This is a genomic window from Bacteroides sp. AM16-24 (genome assembly GCF_003471885.1).
Classification (GTDB): Bacteria; Bacteroidota; Bacteroidia; order Bacteroidales; family Bacteroidaceae; genus Bacteroides.
Genome location: NZ_QRKI01000028.1, coordinates 1 through 22,819 on the forward strand (window position 1 = coordinate 1; position 22,819 = coordinate 22,819).

The following is a 22,819-nucleotide window of genomic DNA, read 5'->3' on the forward strand; positions in this document are numbered from 1 at the left end:
CAACACACGAACTGGGATTACGGTCGTAATGGTAAGGGATATTACAATGATATCTTTGCTCCGGGCTGGACGGTTGCCTCGCTGTGGGAACTATTTTCACCAGGACGTGCAGAACAATTTTTCTCTAAAAAATAAAGCATAAACATTATAAGCGAGTATGAATAAAATTATGATTATTTTAGCAGGATTTGTGCTATTAGCATCAGCCTGTACAAGTAAGCAGGTCAGTGAAAAGACTGCTTCAGGGTTGAATCCAGCTGATTTCCGTATGGAAGTGGATGGTAAACAGACAGACCTGTTTGTACTAAAGAATAAAAATGGTATGGAAGTTTGTATTACAAACTTTGGTGGACGTATTGTATCAGTAATGGTACCGGATAAAGATGGAGTTATGCGTGATGTTGTATTAGGACTCGATTCTATTCAAGACTACGTGAAACTTCCTACGAATTTTGGTGCTACCATCGGACGTTATGGTAATCGCATTAACCAGGGTAAGATTACCATAGACGGTGTAGAATATCAATTGCCACGGAATAACTATGGCCACTGCCTACATGGTGGTTCTAAAGGCTTTGACTTCCGGGTTTTCAATGCACATCAGCTGAGTGATCAGGTTTTGGAATTGAGCTATTTATCAAAAGATGGGGAAGAGGGATTTCCGGGTAATTTGACTTGTAAGGTCACTTTCTCACTGACAGATGATAATGCCATCGATATTCATTATAGTGCCGAAACGGATCGTACTACGGTTGTTAACCTGACTAATCATTCATATTTCAACCTGGATGGTGATCCTTCCAAAGACAACTCGGATTATCTACTGACCATTAATGCTGATGCATATACTCCTGTGGACAGTACTTTTATGACTACCGGTGAGATTGCTCCTGTAGAAAATACAGACATGGATTTCCGTCAACCTACGGCCATCGGAGCACGCATTAATAATGATTTTATTCAATTGAAGTATGGTAAAGGTTACGATCATAACTGGGTACTCAATACAAAAGGGGATATTTCTCAGAAATGTGCTACTCTCGAATCTCCTAAAACTGGTATCGTACTCGATGTTTACACGAACGAACCGGGAATTCAGATTTATGCCGGCAACTTCCTTGATGGTACGGTAAAGGGAAAGAAAGGCATCGTATATGGTCATCGTGCTTCCGTTTGTTTGGAAACTCAGAAATATCCCGATACTCCTAATAAACCGGAATGGCCGTCAGCATTATTGAAACCGGGAGAGAAATATGATAGCCATTGCATATATAAATTTTCCGTAAGAAAATGATAAGACAACTGAGCAAATTAATTATTCATTTAAAGACTATAAGAATTATGAAGAGAGATTATCGTTTCATTTATCTATTTGTTGTGGCTGTATTTGTAATGACAAGTACCATCACCGCACAAGATTATTTCAGTAATTTCCCTGTAAGAGCAAATCCAAAAATCGTAGGGAAAAAGGTAAGTAGCCGCCTGATGGAGACCAAACACCAACTTTATGGAGACAGAGGTATACATTATGCTGAAGTCTGCACCTGGTATGGAGCGCTCCGGTTCGCCGAAATGACGAATGACAAGGAACTTACCAAGAAACTGAGAGAGCGTTTTGAACTGTTGTTCCATCTGGAGAAAGACTTGCTTCCTCCTCCGATTCATGTAGACCAGAATATGTTCGGTTGTCTGCCTCTGAAACTGTATCGCATGACGAAGGACGAGCGCTATAAAGAACTGGGATTACCGTATGCCGATACGCAGTGGATTCTTCCTGAGAAGGCAAACGATGAAGAACGTAAATGGCATAAGAAAGGATATTCCTGGCAGACCCGCCTTTGGATTGATGATATGTATATGATTACCATCGTGCAGGCCGAAGCCTATCACGTAACGGGAGATAAAAAATACATCAACCGCGCTGCCAAGGAAATGGTGCTTTATCTGGATGAGATTCAGCGTGAGAACGGCCTCTTTTATCATGCGCCCGATGTGCCCTTCTATTGGGGACGTGGCGATGGCTGGATGGCTGTTGGTATGACGGAATTGCTTTTCAACCTTCCTGAAAACGATCCTAACCGTCAACGCATCCTCAAAGGATATCGCTTGATGATGGAGAACCTGAAGAAATATGTGAATGAAGATGGACTCTGGAACCAGTTGATTGACGAAAAGGACTGCTGGACGGAAACTTCCGGTTCGGCAATGTTTACGTATGCCATGATTTTGGGTGTGAAGAACGGATGGCTGGACAAGGATGAATATGGACCGATTGCCCGCCGTGCATGGTTGGGACTTTGCAACTATCTTGATGATAACAATGACTTGATGGAAGTTTGCATCGGTACAGGCAAGAAGAACAGCCACCAGTATTATCTGGATCGTCCCCGCATTACAGGTGATTATCATGGGCAAGCTCCCATTATTTGGTGTGCTTATGCGTTGCTGAGCGAATAAAATATTCTATTCTTCATAGTTGGCTGAAAAAGCCACTTTAATTTATATACTTCATAATCTCTTTATTGGGATTATGAAGTATATGTGTTATTTTACCTGAGTACTAATAAAAGACTTATTTTCGCATACGTTTAAAGTGATGTGAAAGAGGAAATTATTCGTTTGTGGAACTTATACTTAAAATAGATAGTTATGGATTTAAGAAAGTATCTCTTTTCAGGAGTTATTCTCCAGGGGGTAGGCTTGTCCTTGTACGCTCAGACAGATAAGCCCAATATTGTGGTGATAATGACAGATCAGCAGCGCGCGGATTTGTGTGGGCGTGAAGGTTTTCCGATGGAAATCACTCCGTACGTCGATGAATTGGCGTACCAAAATGCCTGGTTTGATAAAGCGTATACGGTTATGCCTGCCAGCAGTCCAGCACGTTGTTCTATGTTTACAGGCCGTTTCCCCAGTGCTACTCATGTGCGTACGAATCACAATGTACGTGATGTACACTATGCAAAAGATTTGGTAACTGTTTTGAAGGAGAACCATTATAAGACTGCTTTAGTGGGTAAGAATCATGGCTATTTGAGTTCGAAAGATATGGATTTCTGGTCTGAATATTCTCACTGGGGAAAGAATAAGCCGGTGACGGAGGGAGAACGTGCCGTTTCCGAATTCTTTAAAGAGTCTGTCGGACAGTGTCTGGAACCTTCGCCTATACCTGTCAAGGACCAACAGCCCGCAAGAATAGTGGATGAAGCTATAGAATGGATCGACAGCCAGAAGGATAATCCGTTCTTTGTCTGGGTTTCATTTCCCGAACCACATAATCCCTATCAAGTCTGTGAACCTTATTACTCGATGTTTGCACCGGATAAGCTTCCGCCAGTGAAGACTTCACGTCAGGATGCATTGAGGAAAGGGGAGAAGTACCAGATACTGGCAGAACTGGAAGATGCTTCTTGTCCTGATCTAGAGAAAGATATACCTCGATTAAGGGGAAATTATATGGGAATGATTCGCCTTATAGATGATCAGATAAAGCGACTGATTGAGGACTTGAAAGAAAAAGGACTTTTTGAGAAAACAATCATTGTAGTTCTGTCTGACCATGGTGATTATTGCGGTGAATACGGCTTAATTCGCAAAGGAGCAGGCTTGTCCGAGTCCCTGACCCGTATACCAATGGTTTGGGCCGGTTATCAGATAAAGAAACAGGCTAAAGCGATAGATGCGCATGTTTCATTGGCAGATCTTTTCCCTACTTTTTGTACGGTGATAGGTGATTCTATACCTGTAGGTGTGCAGGGACGGAGTTTGTGGCCGATGCTGACAGGTAAGAAATACCCGAAAGAGGAGTTTTCAAGTATAGTTGTGCAGTTGGGCTTCGGTGGTGAGGATGTGCCTTTGGATGATAAACTGACTTTTGAGCAGGAAGGTGCGCTGGGACATGATAAAGTGGCTCGTTTTGACGAACTGAATACCTGGACTCAGAGCGGAACTTCCCGAATGGTGCGTATGGGCGACTGGAAACTGGTAATGAACAGTTATGGAAGGGGAGAACTGTATAATCTGAAGAAAGACCCGTATGAAATTAATAACCTGTTTGGAAACTCAAAGTTTGTAAATAAGCAGAATGAGTTGTTGACAAAACTGGTGGCTTGGGAATTGCGTTTGCAGGATCCATTGCCACTGCCCCGACATCGTTATCATTTCAAACGGAATCCTTATAATTATCATTTTTCCGAGTGATTCATGACTGCACGGTTATGAATTAAGCCGACTATTTTCTTCTATTATAGCAATAACTCTTACAGGCATCTTTTATTTCACCGCCTGCCTATTGGGATATAGCTTACTAGGCACTTTTTATTCGTTCTACTATAGTATACTTTACGTTTTACTATAGTGGTTCGTAAGGAACGCTATAGTTATCCTTGCGTTCCACTATAGTAGAACGAATAAAAAATAGGCAATGAAGAGGGCCTTATTGGGCAATGAAAGAAGTTCAAACAGCATTGTGGCAGAGAACCTACTTCGATGAAATGGGCTATTTTCATCGAAGTCTTTTCATAAACGACGGTTTCCTACATTTTTAAAAGTATTAAAGAGACGAATTTTTTATTTATTGAAGTATTTCTGCTATCGTTTGTCATCAGATTGAGCTATATTTGACGTGCGAATCTATCAAAAAACACAAAAATGAGGAAGAGAATAATAGCCCTTATTAGTTTTCTTTGCTATATCGTTTGTTGGACACAAGCAGCAGACGAACATTACTATTTCAAAAATCTTAGCATAAAGGATGGATTATCCCAAACTACAGTCAATGCGATCATGCAGGATAAAAAGGGATTTATGTGGTTCGGTACTAAGGGGGGACTGAGTAGATATGACGGTATGTCGTTCCGAAACTTCAAGCGTGATATGAACGACAATCATAGTTTGGGGAACAATTTCGTAACTTGTCTTTATGAAGATAAAAAAGGGAATATCTGGGTTGGTACGGATGCCGGAGTGTATATTTATTATCCTGCCCGCGAGATCTTTGCTCCTTTTAACTTGCAAAGTAAGGAAAACATCCAAATCGACCGGACTGTTTCTGCAATTTCGGGAGATAAGGAAGGACGGGTTTGGATAGCTGTTGAAACACAAGGGCTATTCTGCTATGATCCGCAAAAAGAACAGCTTCACAACTATACATTGAACAGCTTCTCAGCCAATGTTCAGAGTGTAACTTCTGATAATAGTGGGACTATTTGGGTTGGATTCTACGGCAGTGGTTTGTTCTATTCTAAGGATAATTTAAAAACACTTCATCCTTATCTTTCCCCGAAGGATGGTGAAGAAGTTTTTAAAGATGACGTCATCATGAAGATTGTGCCGGGAGCCTATAATTGTATCTATATCAGTTCCATAAGAAAAGGGGTTCAGGAATTGAACCTTACCTCCGGTAATTTACGGAGTTTATTGTTGATGGATGAAACCGGTGAAATGGTATATAGCCGGGATTTGCTCGTCAATTCGGATAATGAATTGTGGATTGGTACAGAATCGGGAGTCTATATTTATAATCTTCGCACAAATAAGTATGTGCACTTGCATAGTTCTAAAGATGATCCTTATTCTTTGTCTGATAATGCTGTTTATTCGCTATGTGAGGATAGTGAAGGTGGTATCTGGGTAGGCTCATATTTTGGAGGAGTAGACTATTATCCAAAGTCTTACACCTACTTTGAGAAATATTATCCGAAAGATGGGGATAATAATTTGCATGGTAAGCGGGTACGTGAGTTCTGCGAGGATAATAAAGGGATATTATGGGTTGGTACTGAGGATGGTGGTTTGAATCGTTTTGATCCGAAGACAAAAACATTTTCTTTCTTTGCACCCAGTTCCGGATTTACCAATATTCATGGCTTATGTATGGTTGGCGATAAGTTGTGGGTTGGAACATTTTCTAAAGGATTGAAAATCGTAGATACCAATACCGGGAATATCTTGAAAACTTATCAGAAAAATGCTTCCCCCCGTTCGTTGATAGACAATAGTATCTTTGCTATTTGCAGAACAACAACAGGAGATATTTATCTGGGAACCATGTTCGGACTGTTGAGGTATAATGAACAGACAGATGATTTTGACAGAATAGAGGAGTTGGCCGGTAGGTTTGTATATGATATAAAAGAGGATTCGGGTGGCAATTTATGGTTAGCTACCTATGTGAATGGTGCCTATTGCTACAATGTCAATGAAAAAAAATGGAAGAACTACGTGCATAATGAAAGTAATAAAGAGAGTCTTCCTTATGACAAAGTTTTGAGTATTTTTGAAGATTCACATCGGCAAATCTGGTTGACTACACAAGGGGGAGGATTCTGCTTGTTCCATCCCGAAACGGAGACCTTTACCAGCTATAATTCATCCAATGGCCTGCCCAATGATGTGATTTATCAAATTGTAGAGGATGCAGAAGGATTATTCTGGCTGACAACGAATAGCGGGTTAGTACGCTTTAATCCCGAAACAAAACAGGTAAAGGGTTATACAACGGCCAATGGCTTGCTTGGTGATCAATTTAACTACCGTTCCAGTTATAAGGATGAAACGGGCGCTATTTATCTGGGTAGTATTGATGGTTTTGTAGTATTTAATCCCAAAACATTTACTGAGAATAAAAGCTTGCCACCGGTAGTGATTACAGATTTCATGCTGTTCAATAAAGAAGTCCGCGCAGATGAAGAAAATACTCCTCTTGAAAAGAGCATCACTTTCTCGGATAGTATCACTCTTCAGGCTAATCAAAACTCATTTTCTTTCCGTATTGCAGCCCTTGGATATCAGGTGCCGAAAATGAATAAGCTGATGTATAGGTTGGATGGCTTTGATAAAGACTGGATTACTGTGGGCGAAAGCCCTATTGTCACTTATTCCAATTTGTGGCATGGTGATTATGTGTTCCGTGTGAAAGCGTCTAATAGTGATGGTATTTGGGGGCCTGAAGAACATTTGCTATATATTCATATTCTTCCTCCTTTTTATCTTTCGTTCTGGGCATATTGCATTTATATATTGTTGTTTATTGTCGGTTCTGTATATGCCTTTTGCTATTTCAGGCAGCGCAGCAGCAGGCAGCATCGCCGTCAACTCGAGAAGTTTGAGCAGGAAAAAGAACGCGAGATTTATAACGCTAAAATAGATTTCTTTACCAATGTGGCACATGAAATCCGGACTCCGCTAACGTTGATTAAAGGGCCTTTGGAGAATATTCTTTTGAAAAAGCATTTGGACCCGGAGACTCACGAGGATCTGAATATTATGCAACATAATACGGAAAGATTACTGAACCTTACAAATCAGCTCCTGGACTTCAGGAAAGTAGAGAGTCAGGGTTATAGCTTGAACTTTACTAAATGTGATATTACCAATATCTTGAAAGAAACTTATATGCGTTTTAGTTCTCTTTCACGTCAGAAAGGTCTTGATTTTAATCTGGAGTTGCCTGAAGAAAATTTCTGCGCCCATGTGAATCGTGAAGCATTTACGAAGATTATCAGTAATCTTTTGAATAATGGGATGAAGTACGCCGATAGCTATATGCATATTAAGTTGGAAGTAGATATAGAGATACAGGCATTTTATGTAGTGACAAAGAATGATGGAGTTATTATTCCCGATGAAATGAAAGAGGAGATTTTTCAGCCTTTTGTTCGTTTCAGTCAGAAGGAGGAAGGAAAGCTTGCTACAGGTGCGGGTATTGGCTTAGCTCTTTCCCGTTCTCTGGCAGAACTCCATCGTGGGACCCTGGTTATGGCTCCGGGTGAAGATGCCAATGTCTTTGTCCTGACACTTCCTATTATTCAGGATACGGTGATTACTTTAGACTCTGATATGGAGAATATGGATGCAGAGTTACAAACAGAAGCATCTGGTGAGCAATATTCGGATGATAAATCGGAGGGAAAACAATCAAAAGAAAGCAAGCATATGGTTTTGGTTGTAGAAGATAACCCGGAAATGCTCGCTTTCATCGAACGTCAGTTGTCATCCCAATATGCTGTAGTTACGGCAACTAATGGTAGAGAGGCATTGGAAGCATTGGATGGTAATTTTGTGAATCTGGTGGTGAGTGATGTTGTCATGCCGTTAATGGATGGTTTTGAATTGTGCAAGACAATAAAGTCAAATGTGGGTTATAGTCATATTCCTGTTATACTCTTGACGGCTAAGACTAATATTCAGTCTAAGATTGAGGGTATGGAATTAGGGGCGGACTCGTATATTGAGAAACCTTTTTCACCGGAATATCTTTTGGCTGTGGTTTCTAATCTGATAAACAATCGGGAAAAGCTTCGCCGGGATTTTGCTAAATCTCCTTTTGTAGCAGTCAATACAATGGCACTGACCAAGGCTGATGAAGAATTCATCAAGAAATTGAATGAGATTATTCTTTCTAACTTGTCGAACCAAGAATTTAGTATGGATGATATGGCAGAAAGTCTGAATATGAGCCGTTCCAGTTTCTACCGTAAAATGAAAGGGGTATTGGATTTGAGCCCGAACGAATATTTGCGTATAGAACGTTTGAAACGTGCTGCCCAGTTATTAAAAGAAGGTGAAAGTCGTATTAATGAAATCTGTTATATGGTAGGGTTTAGTTCTTCTTCGTATTTCTCTAAATGTTTCCTGAAACAATTTGGAGTACTTCCGAAAGATTTTGCCGGATAAGGGGGATAGTGCTTTTATTGGGAATAAAATTGTGACTTTTATGCGATTTTGAGATGTTTTTTCTATTTATTGGAATGCTTCTTCTCTATTGAGAAGATGCTGCGTGCTATCTTTGTAACCATCTCGTAAGAGATATACCATGATAACAATTATGTATTTCTTAATGTCTAATAAATAAAAAATTAACCTTATGTGTAAGAAGTCGTTATTATTACTGTTTTTGCTTCCTTTTCAGTTGGTGTTTGCCCAGACAAGTTTGTTGACCGATTTTCCTGAAGGATATACTCCCAAAGAAGTAGGTAAACGTCTGGCATATCATTTTGTAGATGGAAAGCACATGCTTCATATCGGAAAATGGATTAGCTATCCGGAGACTTTTACCTGGAATGGTGGATTGAAATTTGCCGCACTCACCAATGATCAAGAGCTTGTGAAGCTTTTACAGAACAGATTTGAACTTCTGTTTACGACGGAAAAAGCTCTGTTGCCTATCAAGAATCATGTGGATGTGAATATGTTTGGCAGTTTACCTCTGGAACTGTATAAGATAACAAAAGATCAACGTTATTTGGATTTGGGCCTTCCTTATGCCGATACTCAATGGCAACTTCCTGAAAATGCAAAACCCAAAGAAAAAGAATGGGATCAGAAAGGATATTCCTGGCAAACTCGTTTGTGGATTGACGATATGTATATGATTACGATTGTACAGACTCAGGCTTATAGAGTTACCGGTGATCGTAAATATATAGACCGTGCTGCCAGAGAAATGGTGATGTATCTGGATGAATTGCAGTGTCCGAATGGTCTTTTCTATCATGCACCGGATGTTCCTTTCTATTGGGGTAGAGGTAATGGCTGGATGGCTGCCGGTATGGCAGAGCTGTTGAGTAGTTTGCCCGAAGATAGTGAATACCGTCCACGCATCCTGCATGGCTATCGCACTATGATGAAAAGCCTGAAAAAGTATCAGTCTTCCAATGGCTTGTGGCATCAGTTGTTGGATCATCCTGATTGCTGGATTGAAACCTCAGGGTCTGCCATGTTCACTTTCGCTTTCATTAAGGGTGTGAAGAATGGCTGGCTGGATGCTAAAGAATATGCACCTGCTGCCCGCAAGGCATGGATGGCTATGGTGAAGTACATAGATGAGAACAACAATGTAAAATCAGTTTGCGAGGGCACCAACAAAAAGAACGATAAGCAATACTACTATGATCGTAAACAAAATGTAGGCGATTATCATGGACAAGCTCCTTACCTTTGGTGTGCTGTTGCGCTTTTAGAAGAATAATTTCTGTTATTTTAGTAATCTTATATCGAAACCTTATTTATACTTATAAAATGAATATAAGCAGTTGGGCCAAAGCCCTTACCTTTGTTTTACTGTTGTTTTCCTATTCGACAGTAGTAACCGGACAAACGCAAGTGAATGATGCCAGAGGCTCTGAACGCATCTGGCTTGACTCGGATATTACCCATAATGGGGGCTATCAGTGGAAAATGATGAAGGCGGGAGACGTAACAGATCCCGGAGAGAAAGTATCTTTGTCTGATTATCCGACAACAAATTGGTTGCCTGCCATTGTGCCCGGTACGGTTCTGAATTCATTGGTGTACAACCAAAAATATCCTGAGCCTTATTATGGTATCAATAATAAAATCGAATCTAAATTAATACCGGATATTTCTGAAACCGGACGTGATTTCTATACCTATTGGTTCAGGACTGAATTTACAGTTCCTAAATCATTTGAAGGCAAGCATGTCTGGTTACAACTGGATGGCATTAACTATCGTGCTGAGGTGTGGGTGAATGGAAACCTGCTAAGCACGATTAAGGGCATGTTTTTGCAGGATTATATTGATGTGACCAGCTTTGTAAAAACAGACAAGAGCAATGCGTTGGCTATAAAAGTATATCCGGTGGATGTTCCGGGCAGTGCTAAACCAAAATCCTGGGGAGCAGTAGGCGAATTCCATAATGGTGGAAACGGAAACATTGGATTGAATACTACCATGCTGATGACTGTGGGTTGGGACTTCACTTTTATGGATGGCATTCGCGACCGTAATACAGGAATCTGGAAGAATATTTCTCTCTATTCTACCGGTAAAGTGGCATTGCGTCATCCTTTCGTGAAATCGGAATTACGCAAACCCGGTTACGACCAGGCACGCGAATTTGTATCGGTGGAAGTTGTGAATCCGACAACAGGTTTTAACCCTATTAATTGCACGGTGAAGGGTGAGATTCTTGGTGAAAATATAACTTTCGAGAAAAAAGTTAAAGTTATGCGTGGAGAAGAGAAAGTTTTGTCTTTCTCTCCAGAAGAGTTCCCGCAATTGGTGATTAACGCTCCCCGCTTATGGTGGCCTGTGAATAAAGGGCCTCAGAACCTGTATGAGCTGAAAATGACCGTATCCATCGATGGAGTGGTGTGTGATTCGGTAAAAACGAAGTTTGGTATTCGTGAAATTACTTCTGATACGAATACACCTGATAAATCACGTGTCTTCTATGTAAATGGTAAACGTCTTTTTATCCGTGGAACAAACTGGATACCGGAGGCTATGTTGAGAACTTCCGATGAACGTACTTATGCTGAATTGAGATATAGCCTCCAGTCAGGAGTCAACCTTTTACGTATGTGGGGAGGGGGAATTGCTGAATCTGACTATTTCTTCCAGTTGTGTGACGAGATGGGATTATTGGTATGGCAGGAATTCTGGATGACAGGTGATACACGCCATCCGCACGATAAGGGCAACTATCTGAATAACGTGGAGTCTACCGTGAAGCGTATTCGTAATCATCCTTCCTTGGCTTATTATGTGGCTTCCAATGAGAGTACTGAGGTTACCGGTACCCCTGAATTATTGAATAAACTGGATGGTACGCGAGGTTATCAGATGCAGTCCGAATGTGCCGGAGTACATGACGGAAGTCCTTACAAGCAAGTGAATCCGATGCAGCACTATGAGAATACGGCATCTCCGCGTGGAAGCCGTGTCGATGGTTTCAATCCTGAATATGGTGCTCCTACACTTCCCACAGTGGAAATCCTTCGTGAGATGATGGATGAGAAAGACCTTTGGCCTATCAATAAGGAAGTGTGGGATTATCTGGATGGAAATGGTTTTCACCTGATGACTACCATGTATACTGATTTGGTAAATAACTATGGAAAGTCATCTTCCATTGATGAGTTTGCCCAAAAAGGACAACTGCTGGGTGCTATGAATTCTAAGAGTATCTGGGAAGTATGGAATTATAATAAATTGGATTACGGCGATCGTTTCTGTTCCGGACTTTTGTTCTGGTACCATAACTGTTCCATGCGTCAGGTTTCTTCCCGTATGTGGGATTGGTCTTTGGAACCCACAGCTTCGTTGTATCATACAGCTAATTCACTGGAACCGCTGCATGCTCAGTTTGACTATCTGAAAAATACAGTGTCCGTGGTGAACGATTACTATCGTGCCTTTACTGGTTATAAGGTGATAGCTCAGGTATATGATATAAATAGCAAGAAGGTGTTTGAAAAGTCTGCTTCTGTCGATTTGCCGGAAGATGGAGTTGCTAACGATATTTTGACGATTCGTTTTCCTGAAAACATTTCCCAGGTTCACTTTATTAAGTTAGTGTTGAAAGATGAAAAAGGCAAAGATGTTTCTTCCAACTTCTATTGGAGATCCAATGATAAGTATGAAGGCAGCAAGACCTTAACCGGTCCTACATCATCAGGCTTTGAGGATCTGAGTAAGTTGAAAGCAGCCAAAGTGAAGCTTTCCTATAAAACACGTCAGGCAGATGGACGCTATTTTGTGGACATTGTGATGAAGAATACGTCCAATGGTATTGCTTTTTTCAATCAGTTGCAATTTCTCAATTCCAAGATGAGCCCGATACGTCCGTCATTCTATTCAGATAACTTCTTCTCTTTGATTCCGGGTGAAAAGAAAACAGTCACCATTGAAACAGGGGAAGAGAAGTTGGCTGATGGGGCAGTCTTGGTGTTGAAAGGCTGGAATATAGATACTCAGAAGTATAAACTCAAATAAGATAATAGCGTGAAGGGATTCCATATCCTTATAGCTTTATTGCTACTCAGTTTGGGAGTGTCTGCTCAAAACCATTTTGATATTGTGGTGGTGGGCGGTAACCCCGGTGGCATTATGACGGCTATTGCAGCAGCCCGACAGGGCAAGACTTCAGTTATTCTGGAACGTACCCGGCATATTGGAGGACTTCCTGCCAACGGGCTGGGAGCAACGGATATTGCCACCCGGGAAGCGACTACCGGTCTGTTCCTGGAATTTACTTCCAGGATTAAGCGATATTATGCAGATCGTTATGGAGAAAACTCTCAACAGTTGAAGGACTGCAGTGATGGCTTCCATTTTGAACCGTCTGTTGCGACAACCATTTATCAGGATATGCTGAATGAGCATAAAGATAAGATTACTGTGCTCTTAATGCGGCAATTTGATGCTGAAAATCAGAATATCTCTATCAAGAACGGGCGTATTGAAAGTATCTGTATCTTGAATCGTGAGAATGGGAAGAAAGAGATTTATCAGGGTGACGTGTTTGTAGATGCTACTTATGAAGGGGATTTGGGAGCAGCTGCCGGTGTGCCTTTTCGTATAGGAAGGGAAAGTAAAACCGAATTTGGGGAACCCGGAGCCGGACGAGCTTATGAATATTGGAAAAGTCTGCCTGCCAGTGGTAGCACTGGGGAAGCAGACAATGCAGTTCAGGCATATAATTATCGGCTTTGTCTGACAAATGATCCTAAAATTCGAGTTCTTTTTCCGAAACCGACATCTTACAATAGGGATGAATATGTGCCATTAATTGAAGACGTATGGACCGGAAAGAATACTCAACGAGTTATGCTGAAAGTGACGGACGAGATGATGGAAGAAAATCGCCGTCATATTGCTGCAGGCAATCCAACCAAGCTACCCGGAGACAGTTGGGGAATCAGAAAGTTGAGCAGTATTGTGAAATTACCCAATCAAAAGACAGATGGCAATAACCAGCATGCTGCATTTATTTCTACCGATTTGCCTGAGGAGAATTGGCCGTGGCCCACTTCATCCTGGGAGTGGAGAGATAAGTTTGCCAAACGTTTAAAAGATTATACATTGGGCTTATTCTGGTTTGCCCAGAATGATCCGGAACTACCGGAGCATTTCCGTAAAGCAATGTTGGAATGGGGATTGGCTAAAGATGAATATCAAGATAATGAATATTTTCCCCGGCAAGTTTATGTACGCGAAGGAAGACGTTTTGAAGGAGTTTATTTCTTCACTGCTAAGGATGCTTTGCCCACAGCATCGGGTGAGCGCCCACCTTTGCATGCTAATAGTGTGACAGCCAGTCATTATGCACTCGATTCACATGCTGCCAGGAAAAGGGAAGCTGGGAGAGCACACTTGGATGGATTTATTAGCTATCCTACAGCTGTCTATACGGTACCATTGGGGGTTATTTTACCCCGAAATGTAGAAAATTTGCTGTTACCTGTACCTGTATCCGGTTCGCATATCGGTTTCTCCACATTGCGTATGGAGCCTTGCTGGATGGCGTTGGGACAGGCGGCAGGTATTGCTGCTTCGTTGGCAATTGACTGCAAAGTGCCTGTACAGGATGTAGATATGTCCAGATTACAAGATTTGTTGGTGGACCAGAAAGCAACGTTGATCTACTTTCGTGATTTACGACCGGAAGATCCTAACTTCCGCTTGGCGCAATATATGGGGCTGAGAGGATATCTGCCCGAATGGAATGCTAATTTGCACGGAGCGATTGATGAAGGAACGCTACAGGAATGGAGTGCATTATGTGGGTTTAAGCCCAAAGCTACTCTCGGAAAGACATCCAGACTGGAAGTTCTGACCATGATTTATAAGCGTATTTGTCAGTAAAACGATAACTTTAACCATGTAAAACAAAGAAATAAAATGAAATTAAAACTAATAATGGGTCTGATAGGAGTTCTGTCGCTTAGTAGTTTTTCTACTCTGCCTTCTTCAGATGATACCGACAAGAAACCACAAGAGAGTTGGGTGATTGGCCCGTTCTTACGTCCTGAGGGAGTTAACCCTGTATTGGTACCACAACCCACCTCTTTCCATTGCCCGATGCGAAAAGAACAGGTGAAGTGGGAGGAGAGTGATGTCTTCAATCCAGCTGCCACCGTGAAAGACGGAAAGATTGTTGTGCTTTACCGTGCCGAAGATAATTCAGCACAAGGTATAGGTAAAAGAACTTCCCGTATAGGTTATGCCGAGAGTGCGGATGGAGTGACTATGAAGAGACTGGACAGTCCGGTACTTTTTCCCGGTGGAGATGAATTTGAAAGCATCGAATGTCCGGGTGGTTGTGAAGACCCGCGGGTAGCAATGACCGAAGACGGACTGTATGTAATGCTTTATACAGCATGGAACCGGAAGACTCCCCGTCTTGCTGTGGCTACTTCCAAGGATCTGAAAAACTGGACTAAGCATGGCCTTGCTTTTGAGAAGGCATATGACGGTCGTTTTGCCAGAATAGCAACGAAGTCAGCTTCTATTCTTACGAAGGTGAAAGGTGGAAAACTGGTTATCGATAAAGTGGATGGCAAGTACTTCATGTATTGGGGAGAATATGCCGTACACGCAGCTACTTCCGATAACCTGACGGACTGGTATCCTGTACTGGATGAGAACAATGAATTATTGAAGATAGCCAAGCCGCGTAACGGATACTTTGATAGCCAGATGACTGAATGTGGTCCTCCTGCCATCCGTACCAAACAAGGCATTGTATTGATGTATAATGGCAAGAATGACAAGAAGAGAGGGGATGTCAACTATCCGGCAGGCGCTTACTGTGCAGGTCAACTTCTGCTCGATTCCAAAGATCCTTATAAAGTATTGGGCCGCTTGGACAAACCTTTCTTCATGCCTGAAGCTCCTTTTGAGAAGAGCGGACAGTATAAAGACGGAACCGTTTTTATCGAAGGATTGGCCTATTATAAGAAGAAGCTATATCTTTATTACGGCTGTGCAGACTCGAAGGTGGCAGTAGCTGTATGTGATGATATAAAAGGATTATTGAAGGTAAAATAGCGGTATCAGATACCTCAGTGAGTGTGAATTATTATAGTTTTAACAGATAGAACCCAAATTATTATGTACAAGAAAGTATTTACATTGTTATTATTATTACTTCCTTTTCAGTTATTAATTGCTCAGAAGAGTCTTCTGAAGAATTTCCCCGAAGGGTATACCCCCGATGAAATCGGTAGACGCATTTCCTATCGTTTTGTAACCGAGAAACATGCATTACATGCCGGAAAATGGATTGGTTATCCCGAAACCTTCTATTGGAACGGTTCTCTTAAATATGCGGCAGCAGCTAAGGATAAGGCACTTATCAAGCTTTTGCAAGCCCGGTTTGAGCATTTGTTTACTACTGAAAAGGCACTGTTGCCTATCAAGAATCATGTCGATTTAAACATGTTCGGCAGCTTGCCTTTGGAACTTTATTGGGTGACGAAGGATGAACGCTATAAAGAAGTGGGATTGCCTTATGCTGATACTCAATGGGAAGTTCCCGAAGATGCTAAACCTGAAGAGAAAGCGTGGGCGGAGAAGGGTTATTCATGGCAAACACGCCTTTGGATTGACGATATGTATATGATTACTATTGTGCAGACGCATGCCTACAAAGTGACCAATGACAGCAAATATATAGATCGTGCAGCTAAAGAAATGGTGATGTATCTGGATGAATTACAACGTCCCAATGGTCTCTTCTATCATGCACCGGATGTACCCTTCTACTGGGGACGTGGAAACGGATGGATGGCAGCAGGTATGACAGAGTTGCTTCGTTACTTACCTAAGAATCACAAAGACCGTCCCCGCATCATGGAAGGTTATCTGACTATGATGAAGAGTCTGAAGGAATATCAGAATCCGGAAGGACTGTGGAACCAATTGCTGGATGATCCTGAATGCTGGACTGAAACATCAGGCTCTGCTATGTTTACTTTTGCTTTTATTACGGGTGTAAAGAACGGTTGGCTGGATGCCAAAGAGTATGCGCCCGCAGCTCGCAAGGCATGGATGGCTTTAGTGAATTATCTGACCGAGAAGAATCAGGTAAGAGAGATTTGTGTAGGTACCAATAAGAAGAATGACAAACAATACTATTATGATCGTCCGCGTCGTACCGGTGATTTTCATGCACAAGGCCCTTACCTTTGGTGTGTAGTTGCCCTGATGGAGAAATAATTCATAATTATCGATAAAGCATGAGAATTTTTAAATCTATTTTATTAGGAGGCATGTTGCTGCTGAGTTCCTCGGCAGCACTGGCTCAGGTTTCGCTATCACAGAATAGTAGCGGATCTAATGTGTTTAGTCTCGTTGGCAAGAAGGATAAAGCCTGCGTGTACTATGACGCAAAAGACTTTGAAGTTGTAAAGACTACGGCAGGACTATTTGCAAATGATGTGAAAGAGGTGAGTGGACAGCTTTTGGGCGTTGCTACTACCAAAGAAGCGCCTCAAAAGAACTGTATTATCATCGGTACCTTGGGTTATAATGAGTGGATCGACCAGATGATTGCAAAGAAGAAACTGGATGTAGAACCTTTGAAGAATCGTTGGGAAAGCTATCTGGTACAGCTTGTGCGCAATCCGCTTCCGGGTGTGGACAAAGCGTTGGTAATTGTAGGTAGCGACCGCAGAGGTACTGCTTACGGGTTGCTTTCTGTATCAAGAACTATCGGTGTGTCTCCTTGGTACTGGTGGGCGGATGCTCCTATCATAAAGAAGGATCAGTTACACCTGAGAGTAGACAAGTATATTTCTAAAGAACCTACAGTGAAGTACAGAGGTATCTTCATCAATGATGAAGACTGGGGACTTTACCGTTGGTCAAGAGATAACTTCGAGAAAGAATTGGGCAATTTCGGTCCTCGGACTTATGCCAAAGTTTGTGAGCTTTTGCTTCGGCTTCAGGCCAACTATTTGTGTCCGGCTATGCACGATGCATCTATGGCATTCCACCGGATTCCGGAGAACAGGGTGGTTGCAGACCGCTTTGCTATCCTTATGGGAGCTTCCCACTGCGAACCGTTATTATTTAATACGGCAAGTGAATGGAAACGCGATAAGATGGGCGAATGGGATTACATCAATAATAAAAAAGGTGTAGACAGCGTGCTCAATGTCCGTGTGAAGGAATGCGCTCCTTTTGAAAATGTATATACGCTGGCATTGCGCGGACTGCATGACAGAGCCATGAATGCAAGCAATGATATGGGTGATAGAAAGGATATGCTTCAGGAAGCTCTGATGGCGCAAAGGCAGATGTTGATCGATGCAATCGGTAAACCGGGAGAAGAAATTCCCCAGGCATTTACTCCTTATAAGGAGGTACTGGACGTATATGATGAAGGTTTGGAACTACCGGATGATGTAACTATCATTTGGCCGGATGATAATTACGGTTATATGAAGCGTCTGAGCAGTCCGAAAGAACAGAAACGTTCGGGTCGTTCGGGTGTATATTACCACTCTTCTTATCTTGGCAAGCCTCACGATCACCTTTGGATGAATACGGTTTCTCCTACATTGATGTACGAAGAACTTCGTAAAGCCTATGATGCAACAGCCGACCGCATCTGGTTACTGAATGCCGGTGACATTAAGTCATGTGAATTCGCAGTGGATTACTTCCTGACAATGGCTTTCGATATTGATGCTTTCAACTTTGAAAGAGCAGCCAATTATCGTACAGAATGGTTGTGTGGAATGTTGGGCGACCAATACCGCAATGAGTATCAGGATGTAGTCAATTCTTTCTATAAGCTGGCTTTTGCACGTAAACCCGAATTCATGGGATGGGGTTACCAGTGGACGACTGATAAACATGGTAGAGAGCGGAATACGGATACGGACTTCTCACTGACCAACTATCGTGAAGTGGACAACCGTTTGAGCGAATACCGCCGTATTGGAAGTATCGTAGAGAATATTCTGAATAATATGTCCGATGAGAAACAGAAAGCATGTTTCTATCAGTCATTATATTATCCGGTAAAGGGATGCGAATTGTTGAACAGAATGGTACTGGACGGACAAAGAAACCGTTGGTATGCTATTCAGCAAAGAGCATCGGCTAAGGATTTGAAGAAATCAGCAAAAGCTTGTTATGACAGTCTGGAAGTTATAACCAAAGGATATAACTCACTGCTCGACGGTAAATGGAATCATGTGATGACCATGAAGCAAGGATTTGCGGCTGCTTATTTTGAACTTCCGAAGTTGAGAGATGTTGAACTGGCACCTACAGCCTCTCTGGGTGTAATGACCGAGGGTGAGGCAGTATTGAAAGGTCTGCAAAGCTTCCATCCATTGCCATGTTTCAATACTTACCTGCGCCAATCTTACTATATAGATGTATTCAATAAAGGTGCTACTCCGTTGAAATGGAAAACATCTGTAACAAACGATTGGATTTTGGTAAGCAAGAAGTCCGGAGAGACAGCTACCGAAGAGCGTATTGAAGTTTCCATCGACTGGGCAAAGGTTCCGGCTGGTGAAAGAATCCTTGGTACATTGGATATTATGTCCGACCGTGGTGAGAAAGAAACTGTTTATATCTCCGTCTTTAATCCTACATCTCCTTCATTGGCCGAAATGGACACTCTGTTTGTAGAGAACAATGGGTATGTTGCGATGGATGCGGCAAGTTTCCACCGTAAGGTAGAGAATGATGATATTAAGATGATTGTGATTCCGAACCTGGGATTTGAGAATACAGCTGTTCAGTTGGGTAATCCTATGGCAAAGGCACAGCGTACGGCGGGACGTAATACACCGCGTCTGGAATATGATTTCTATACTTTTGAACAGGGATCGGTAGATGTTTACACCTATGTACTTCCTACCTTCCCCATAAGCAAGGATAGAGGATATGCCGGACATGAAGCAACTAATGTTGAGACTAAATATGGCGTATGTATCGATGAGGGTCCCGTTATGAATCCGTCTACTTCTTCCTTTGAATATGCTCAGATCTGGTATGAGAGCGTATTGAAGAATTGCAGGATCAATAAGACGACCCTTCATATAGACAAGCCGGGCAAGCATACAGTGAAAATCATCTGTGGAGATGCCGGAACCGTTTTGCAGAAGGTTGTATTGGACTTTGGTGGTATGAAGCGTTCTTATATGGGACCGCAACCTACCAGAAAGGAATAAAAGAGTGATAAGGTGGTAAAAATGAATCAATCTATGTCTTTTGTGTGTAATTTTTATTTCTTGTCTTGTCACCTTTTCCACCACCATTCCCTCCTCTCAGATACCTTCTGGATGGGGGTACAATGAGTCAGGGACTGAAAGGCATTCAGTCAGTGAGTGAAAGGCATTCAGTCCCTGACTGAATCAGATTCATTCAACGAGTCGGAAGAGTAGCTGCAGGAAAGGAAGAAACTTACGAACTTTTTGTAAGTATAGTTGCTAACTGATGAAATATACGATGAATCATCATTTAACCCCTGATTCGCATAAATATCAATATTACTATGATGAAAAAGTTAATACTTGCCTTTTGTATGTTACAAGGTATCTTGTTATCGTTGGGAGCTCAGGATATGCATCAAAACATAGCATATGCTGACAATAATGTGCGCTTTACGGTTATCTCAGATGGAACACTCCGTTTAGAGTATGCTCCGGATGGCAAATTTGTAGATAACAAATCTTTTGTTGCGGTGAACCGCCTCTATCCGGATGTAGACTATAAGCTGAAGTCAAAAGGGGCGTGGATTGAAATAACGACTTCTAAGATGAGGATGCGTTATAAAAAAGACAGTGGTCAGTTTACCGGAGACAATCTAGTGATTGAAGCGGTGAAAGGGGCATTTCCATTCACTTGGAAGCCCGGAGTGCAGCAAAAAGGAAATCTGAAAGGTACTTACCGCACTCTGGACGGAATGGATGGTGAAACGCAAACTCAAACTTGGGTAGCTGATACCAAGAAAGGGGAACAACTGAAGTTGGAAGACGGTTTGCTGGCTACTGATGGTTGGTCTTTTATTGATGATTCACAAGGACTTCTGTTCGATAACGATCCGGATTGGGAGTGGGCGAAAGAACGTCCCGCCAACGGAGGACAGGACTGGTATTTCATGGCTTACGGGCATGATTACAAGCAAGCTCTGAAAGACTACACTCTCTTTGCAGGTAAGATGCCGTTGCCTCCCCGCTATGCGTTTGGCTATTGGTGGTCGCGCTATTGGTTGTATTCTGATAAAGAGTTCCGTAACCTAATTGATAATTTTAATACTTATCAGATTCCTTTGGATGTGTTGGTGGTAGATATGGACTGGCATTATACCGAGAAGGGTAAAGGAGGCTGGACCGGTTGGACTTGGAACAGGGATTTATTTCCGAATCCCCAAGGTTTCTTGAAATATCTGAAGCAGAATGACCTGAAAATTACTCTTAATCTGCATCCGGCAGACGGAGTGGCTGCATACGAAGAAAACTATACGGAGATGGCGAAAGACATGGGAGTCGATCCTGAGACAAAGAAGACGATTCCCTGGGTTAATTCCGATAAAAAGTTCATCCGGAGTATGTTTAAGAATATACTGGGTCCGATGGAGAAAGATGGAGTAGACTTCTGGTGGCTGGACTGGCAGCAGGGAATGTTTGACCCGAAGATGAAGAATCTGAGTAATACGTGGTGGATCAATTATGCATTCTTTAGTGATATGGAAAAGCGCCGGGAGACTCGCCCGATGTTATATCACCGTTGGGGAGGATTAGGAAACCATCGTTATCAGGTAGGCTTTTCCGGTGATGCGGTGATCTCTTGGAAATCATTGGATTTTCAGCCTTATTTCAATTCTACTGCCTCTAATGTGTTGTATGGCTATTGGAGCCATGACTTAGGAGGACATATCGGTAGTCAGATAGATCCCGAAATGTATACCCGTTGGTTACAATTCGGAGCATTAAGCCCGATTATGCGTACGCACTCTCAGAAAGGGGCTAAATTGAATAAAGAACCTTGGGTATTCAACAAGGAATATTGTGACATCATTCGTGAAACGATTCGCCAACGCTATGTGATGGCTCCTTATATTTATACGATGGCCCGCAAGGGGTATGATGACGGAATTTCACTCTGCCGCCCCATGTATTATGATTATCCGGAAAATAAGGAAGCCTATGAGTTCCGAAATGAATATATGTTCGGAGATGATGTGCTGGTTATGCCGGTCACTGCTCCGGTAGAGAATGACTATGCACAGGTGCGTGTATGGTTGCCGGAAGGAGAATGGTATGAATGGCATACAGGTGCTTTGCTGAAAGGGAATCAGATTGTGGAACGCTCTTTTGCCGTTGATGAATATCCGATTTATATAAAGGCTGGTGCCATATTGCCCATGTATCTGGATAATGTGATGAATCTGAATGGCAATGACGAAGAGGTGGCAGTAACGGTTTTCCCCGGTGGAGGCGATACTGCTGAGTTCAAGTTGTACGAAGATAATGGCAATGATAAGAATTATGCATCCGAATATGCTGTGACTAAGTTGAGTTCTGTCCGCAATGGTAATGAACAAACGCTTGTGATAGGTAAACGTGAGGGTGCTTATAAGGATATGCCCCTTGCCCGCCCGTTTAAGGTGAAGGTGTTTTCTTCTCTCATTCCCCAGTCTGTTACGGTGAATGGACATCCGGCTAAATACCAGTACTCAGGTGAAGATTTTGCCCTTTTGATCGATGTTCCTGCTCAGGCTTGCGATCAGGAAAAGGTGGTTAAAATCGTTTATCCGTCTGAAAAGGTCGATCTGAACGGACTTCTTGGAGCATCCCGAAGAATAGCGAAGAGTATGGAACAACTGAAATATCGTAATTCATACATTGTCTTTAAAGAAGAGTTTGGTAAAATGGGAAGTTTGAGTGAAGCAGTGACCTATGCTCCCTCCGAAATGCCCGCTTTGATCGCTGATTTCTGGAAAAGTTATAATGAACTGCCTGCAGTGTTGGAACGACAAGGAATGAAGAGTGATCTTGCAACATGGTTTTTGCAATCTGTTTGTTGGAGCAAGCGATAAATA

General features: G+C 42.1%; 11 protein-coding genes. All 11 read left to right on the plus strand.

Features of this window, described 5'->3' with window-relative positions; translation table 11 throughout:
- The first annotated feature begins 157 nt into the window (after positions 1 to 157).
- The 11 genes from DW182_RS20940 (at position 158) to DW182_RS20990 (ending at position 22,816) form a co-directional block, all read left to right on the plus strand.
- Positions 158 to 1,294, plus strand: coding sequence for an aldose epimerase family protein (locus DW182_RS20940; protein ID WP_044535228.1), 1,137 nt, complete (start codon positions 158 to 160; stop codon positions 1,292 to 1,294).
- Positions 1,295 to 1,341: 47 nt separating this feature from the next.
- Positions 1,342 to 2,457: a glycoside hydrolase family 105 protein gene (locus DW182_RS20945; protein ID WP_044154798.1), complete on the plus strand. Its 1,116-nt coding sequence runs from the start codon at positions 1,342 to 1,344 to the stop codon at positions 2,455 to 2,457.
- Between the two features lie 192 nt (positions 2,458 to 2,649).
- On the plus strand, positions 2,650 to 4,200 hold the full coding sequence (locus DW182_RS20950; protein WP_115503779.1) for a sulfatase: 1,551 nt from the start codon (positions 2,650 to 2,652) through the stop codon (positions 4,198 to 4,200).
- A 450-nt stretch (positions 4,201 to 4,650) separates the two neighbouring features.
- Positions 4,651 to 8,676 carry a hybrid sensor histidine kinase/response regulator transcription factor gene (locus DW182_RS20955; protein ID WP_115503780.1) on the plus strand — a complete coding sequence of 1,342 codons (4,026 nt, stop codon included), beginning with the start codon at positions 4,651 to 4,653 and terminating at the stop codon, positions 8,674 to 8,676.
- Between the two features lie 190 nt (positions 8,677 to 8,866).
- Positions 8,867 to 9,970: a glycoside hydrolase family 105 protein gene (locus DW182_RS20960; protein ID WP_007661325.1), complete on the plus strand. Its 1,104-nt coding sequence runs from the start codon at positions 8,867 to 8,869 to the stop codon at positions 9,968 to 9,970.
- Between the two features lie 50 nt (positions 9,971 to 10,020).
- Positions 10,021 to 12,741 carry a sugar-binding domain-containing protein gene (locus DW182_RS20965; protein WP_118296716.1) on the plus strand — a complete coding sequence of 907 codons (2,721 nt, stop codon included), beginning with the start codon at positions 10,021 to 10,023 and terminating at the stop codon, positions 12,739 to 12,741.
- A gap of 9 nt (positions 12,742 to 12,750) precedes the next feature.
- Positions 12,751 to 14,613, plus strand: coding sequence for an FAD-dependent oxidoreductase (locus DW182_RS20970; RefSeq protein ID WP_118296718.1), 1,863 nt, complete (start codon positions 12,751 to 12,753; stop codon positions 14,611 to 14,613).
- Positions 14,614 to 14,649: 36 nt separating this feature from the next.
- The gene (locus DW182_RS20975) at positions 14,650 to 15,798 is read left to right on the plus strand and encodes a glycoside hydrolase family 130 protein (RefSeq protein ID WP_115503782.1); all 1,149 of its coding nucleotides are present in this window, start codon (positions 14,650 to 14,652) and stop codon (positions 15,796 to 15,798) included.
- 63 nt (positions 15,799 to 15,861) lie between these two features.
- Entirely contained in the window at positions 15,862 to 16,968 is a 1,107-nt protein-coding gene (locus tag DW182_RS20980; protein ID WP_115503783.1) for a glycoside hydrolase family 105 protein, read from the plus strand.
- Positions 16,969 to 16,988: 20 nt separating this feature from the next.
- The gene (locus tag DW182_RS20985; RefSeq protein ID WP_199678646.1) at positions 16,989 to 19,946 is read left to right on the plus strand and encodes a glycosyl hydrolase 115 family protein; all 2,958 of its coding nucleotides are present in this window, start codon (positions 16,989 to 16,991) and stop codon (positions 19,944 to 19,946) included.
- Between the two features lie 323 nt (positions 19,947 to 20,269).
- Positions 20,270 to 22,816, plus strand: coding sequence for a glycoside hydrolase family 31 protein (locus DW182_RS20990; protein WP_118296720.1), 2,547 nt, complete (start codon positions 20,270 to 20,272; stop codon positions 22,814 to 22,816).
- Positions 22,817 to 22,819: the final 3 nt, after the last annotated feature.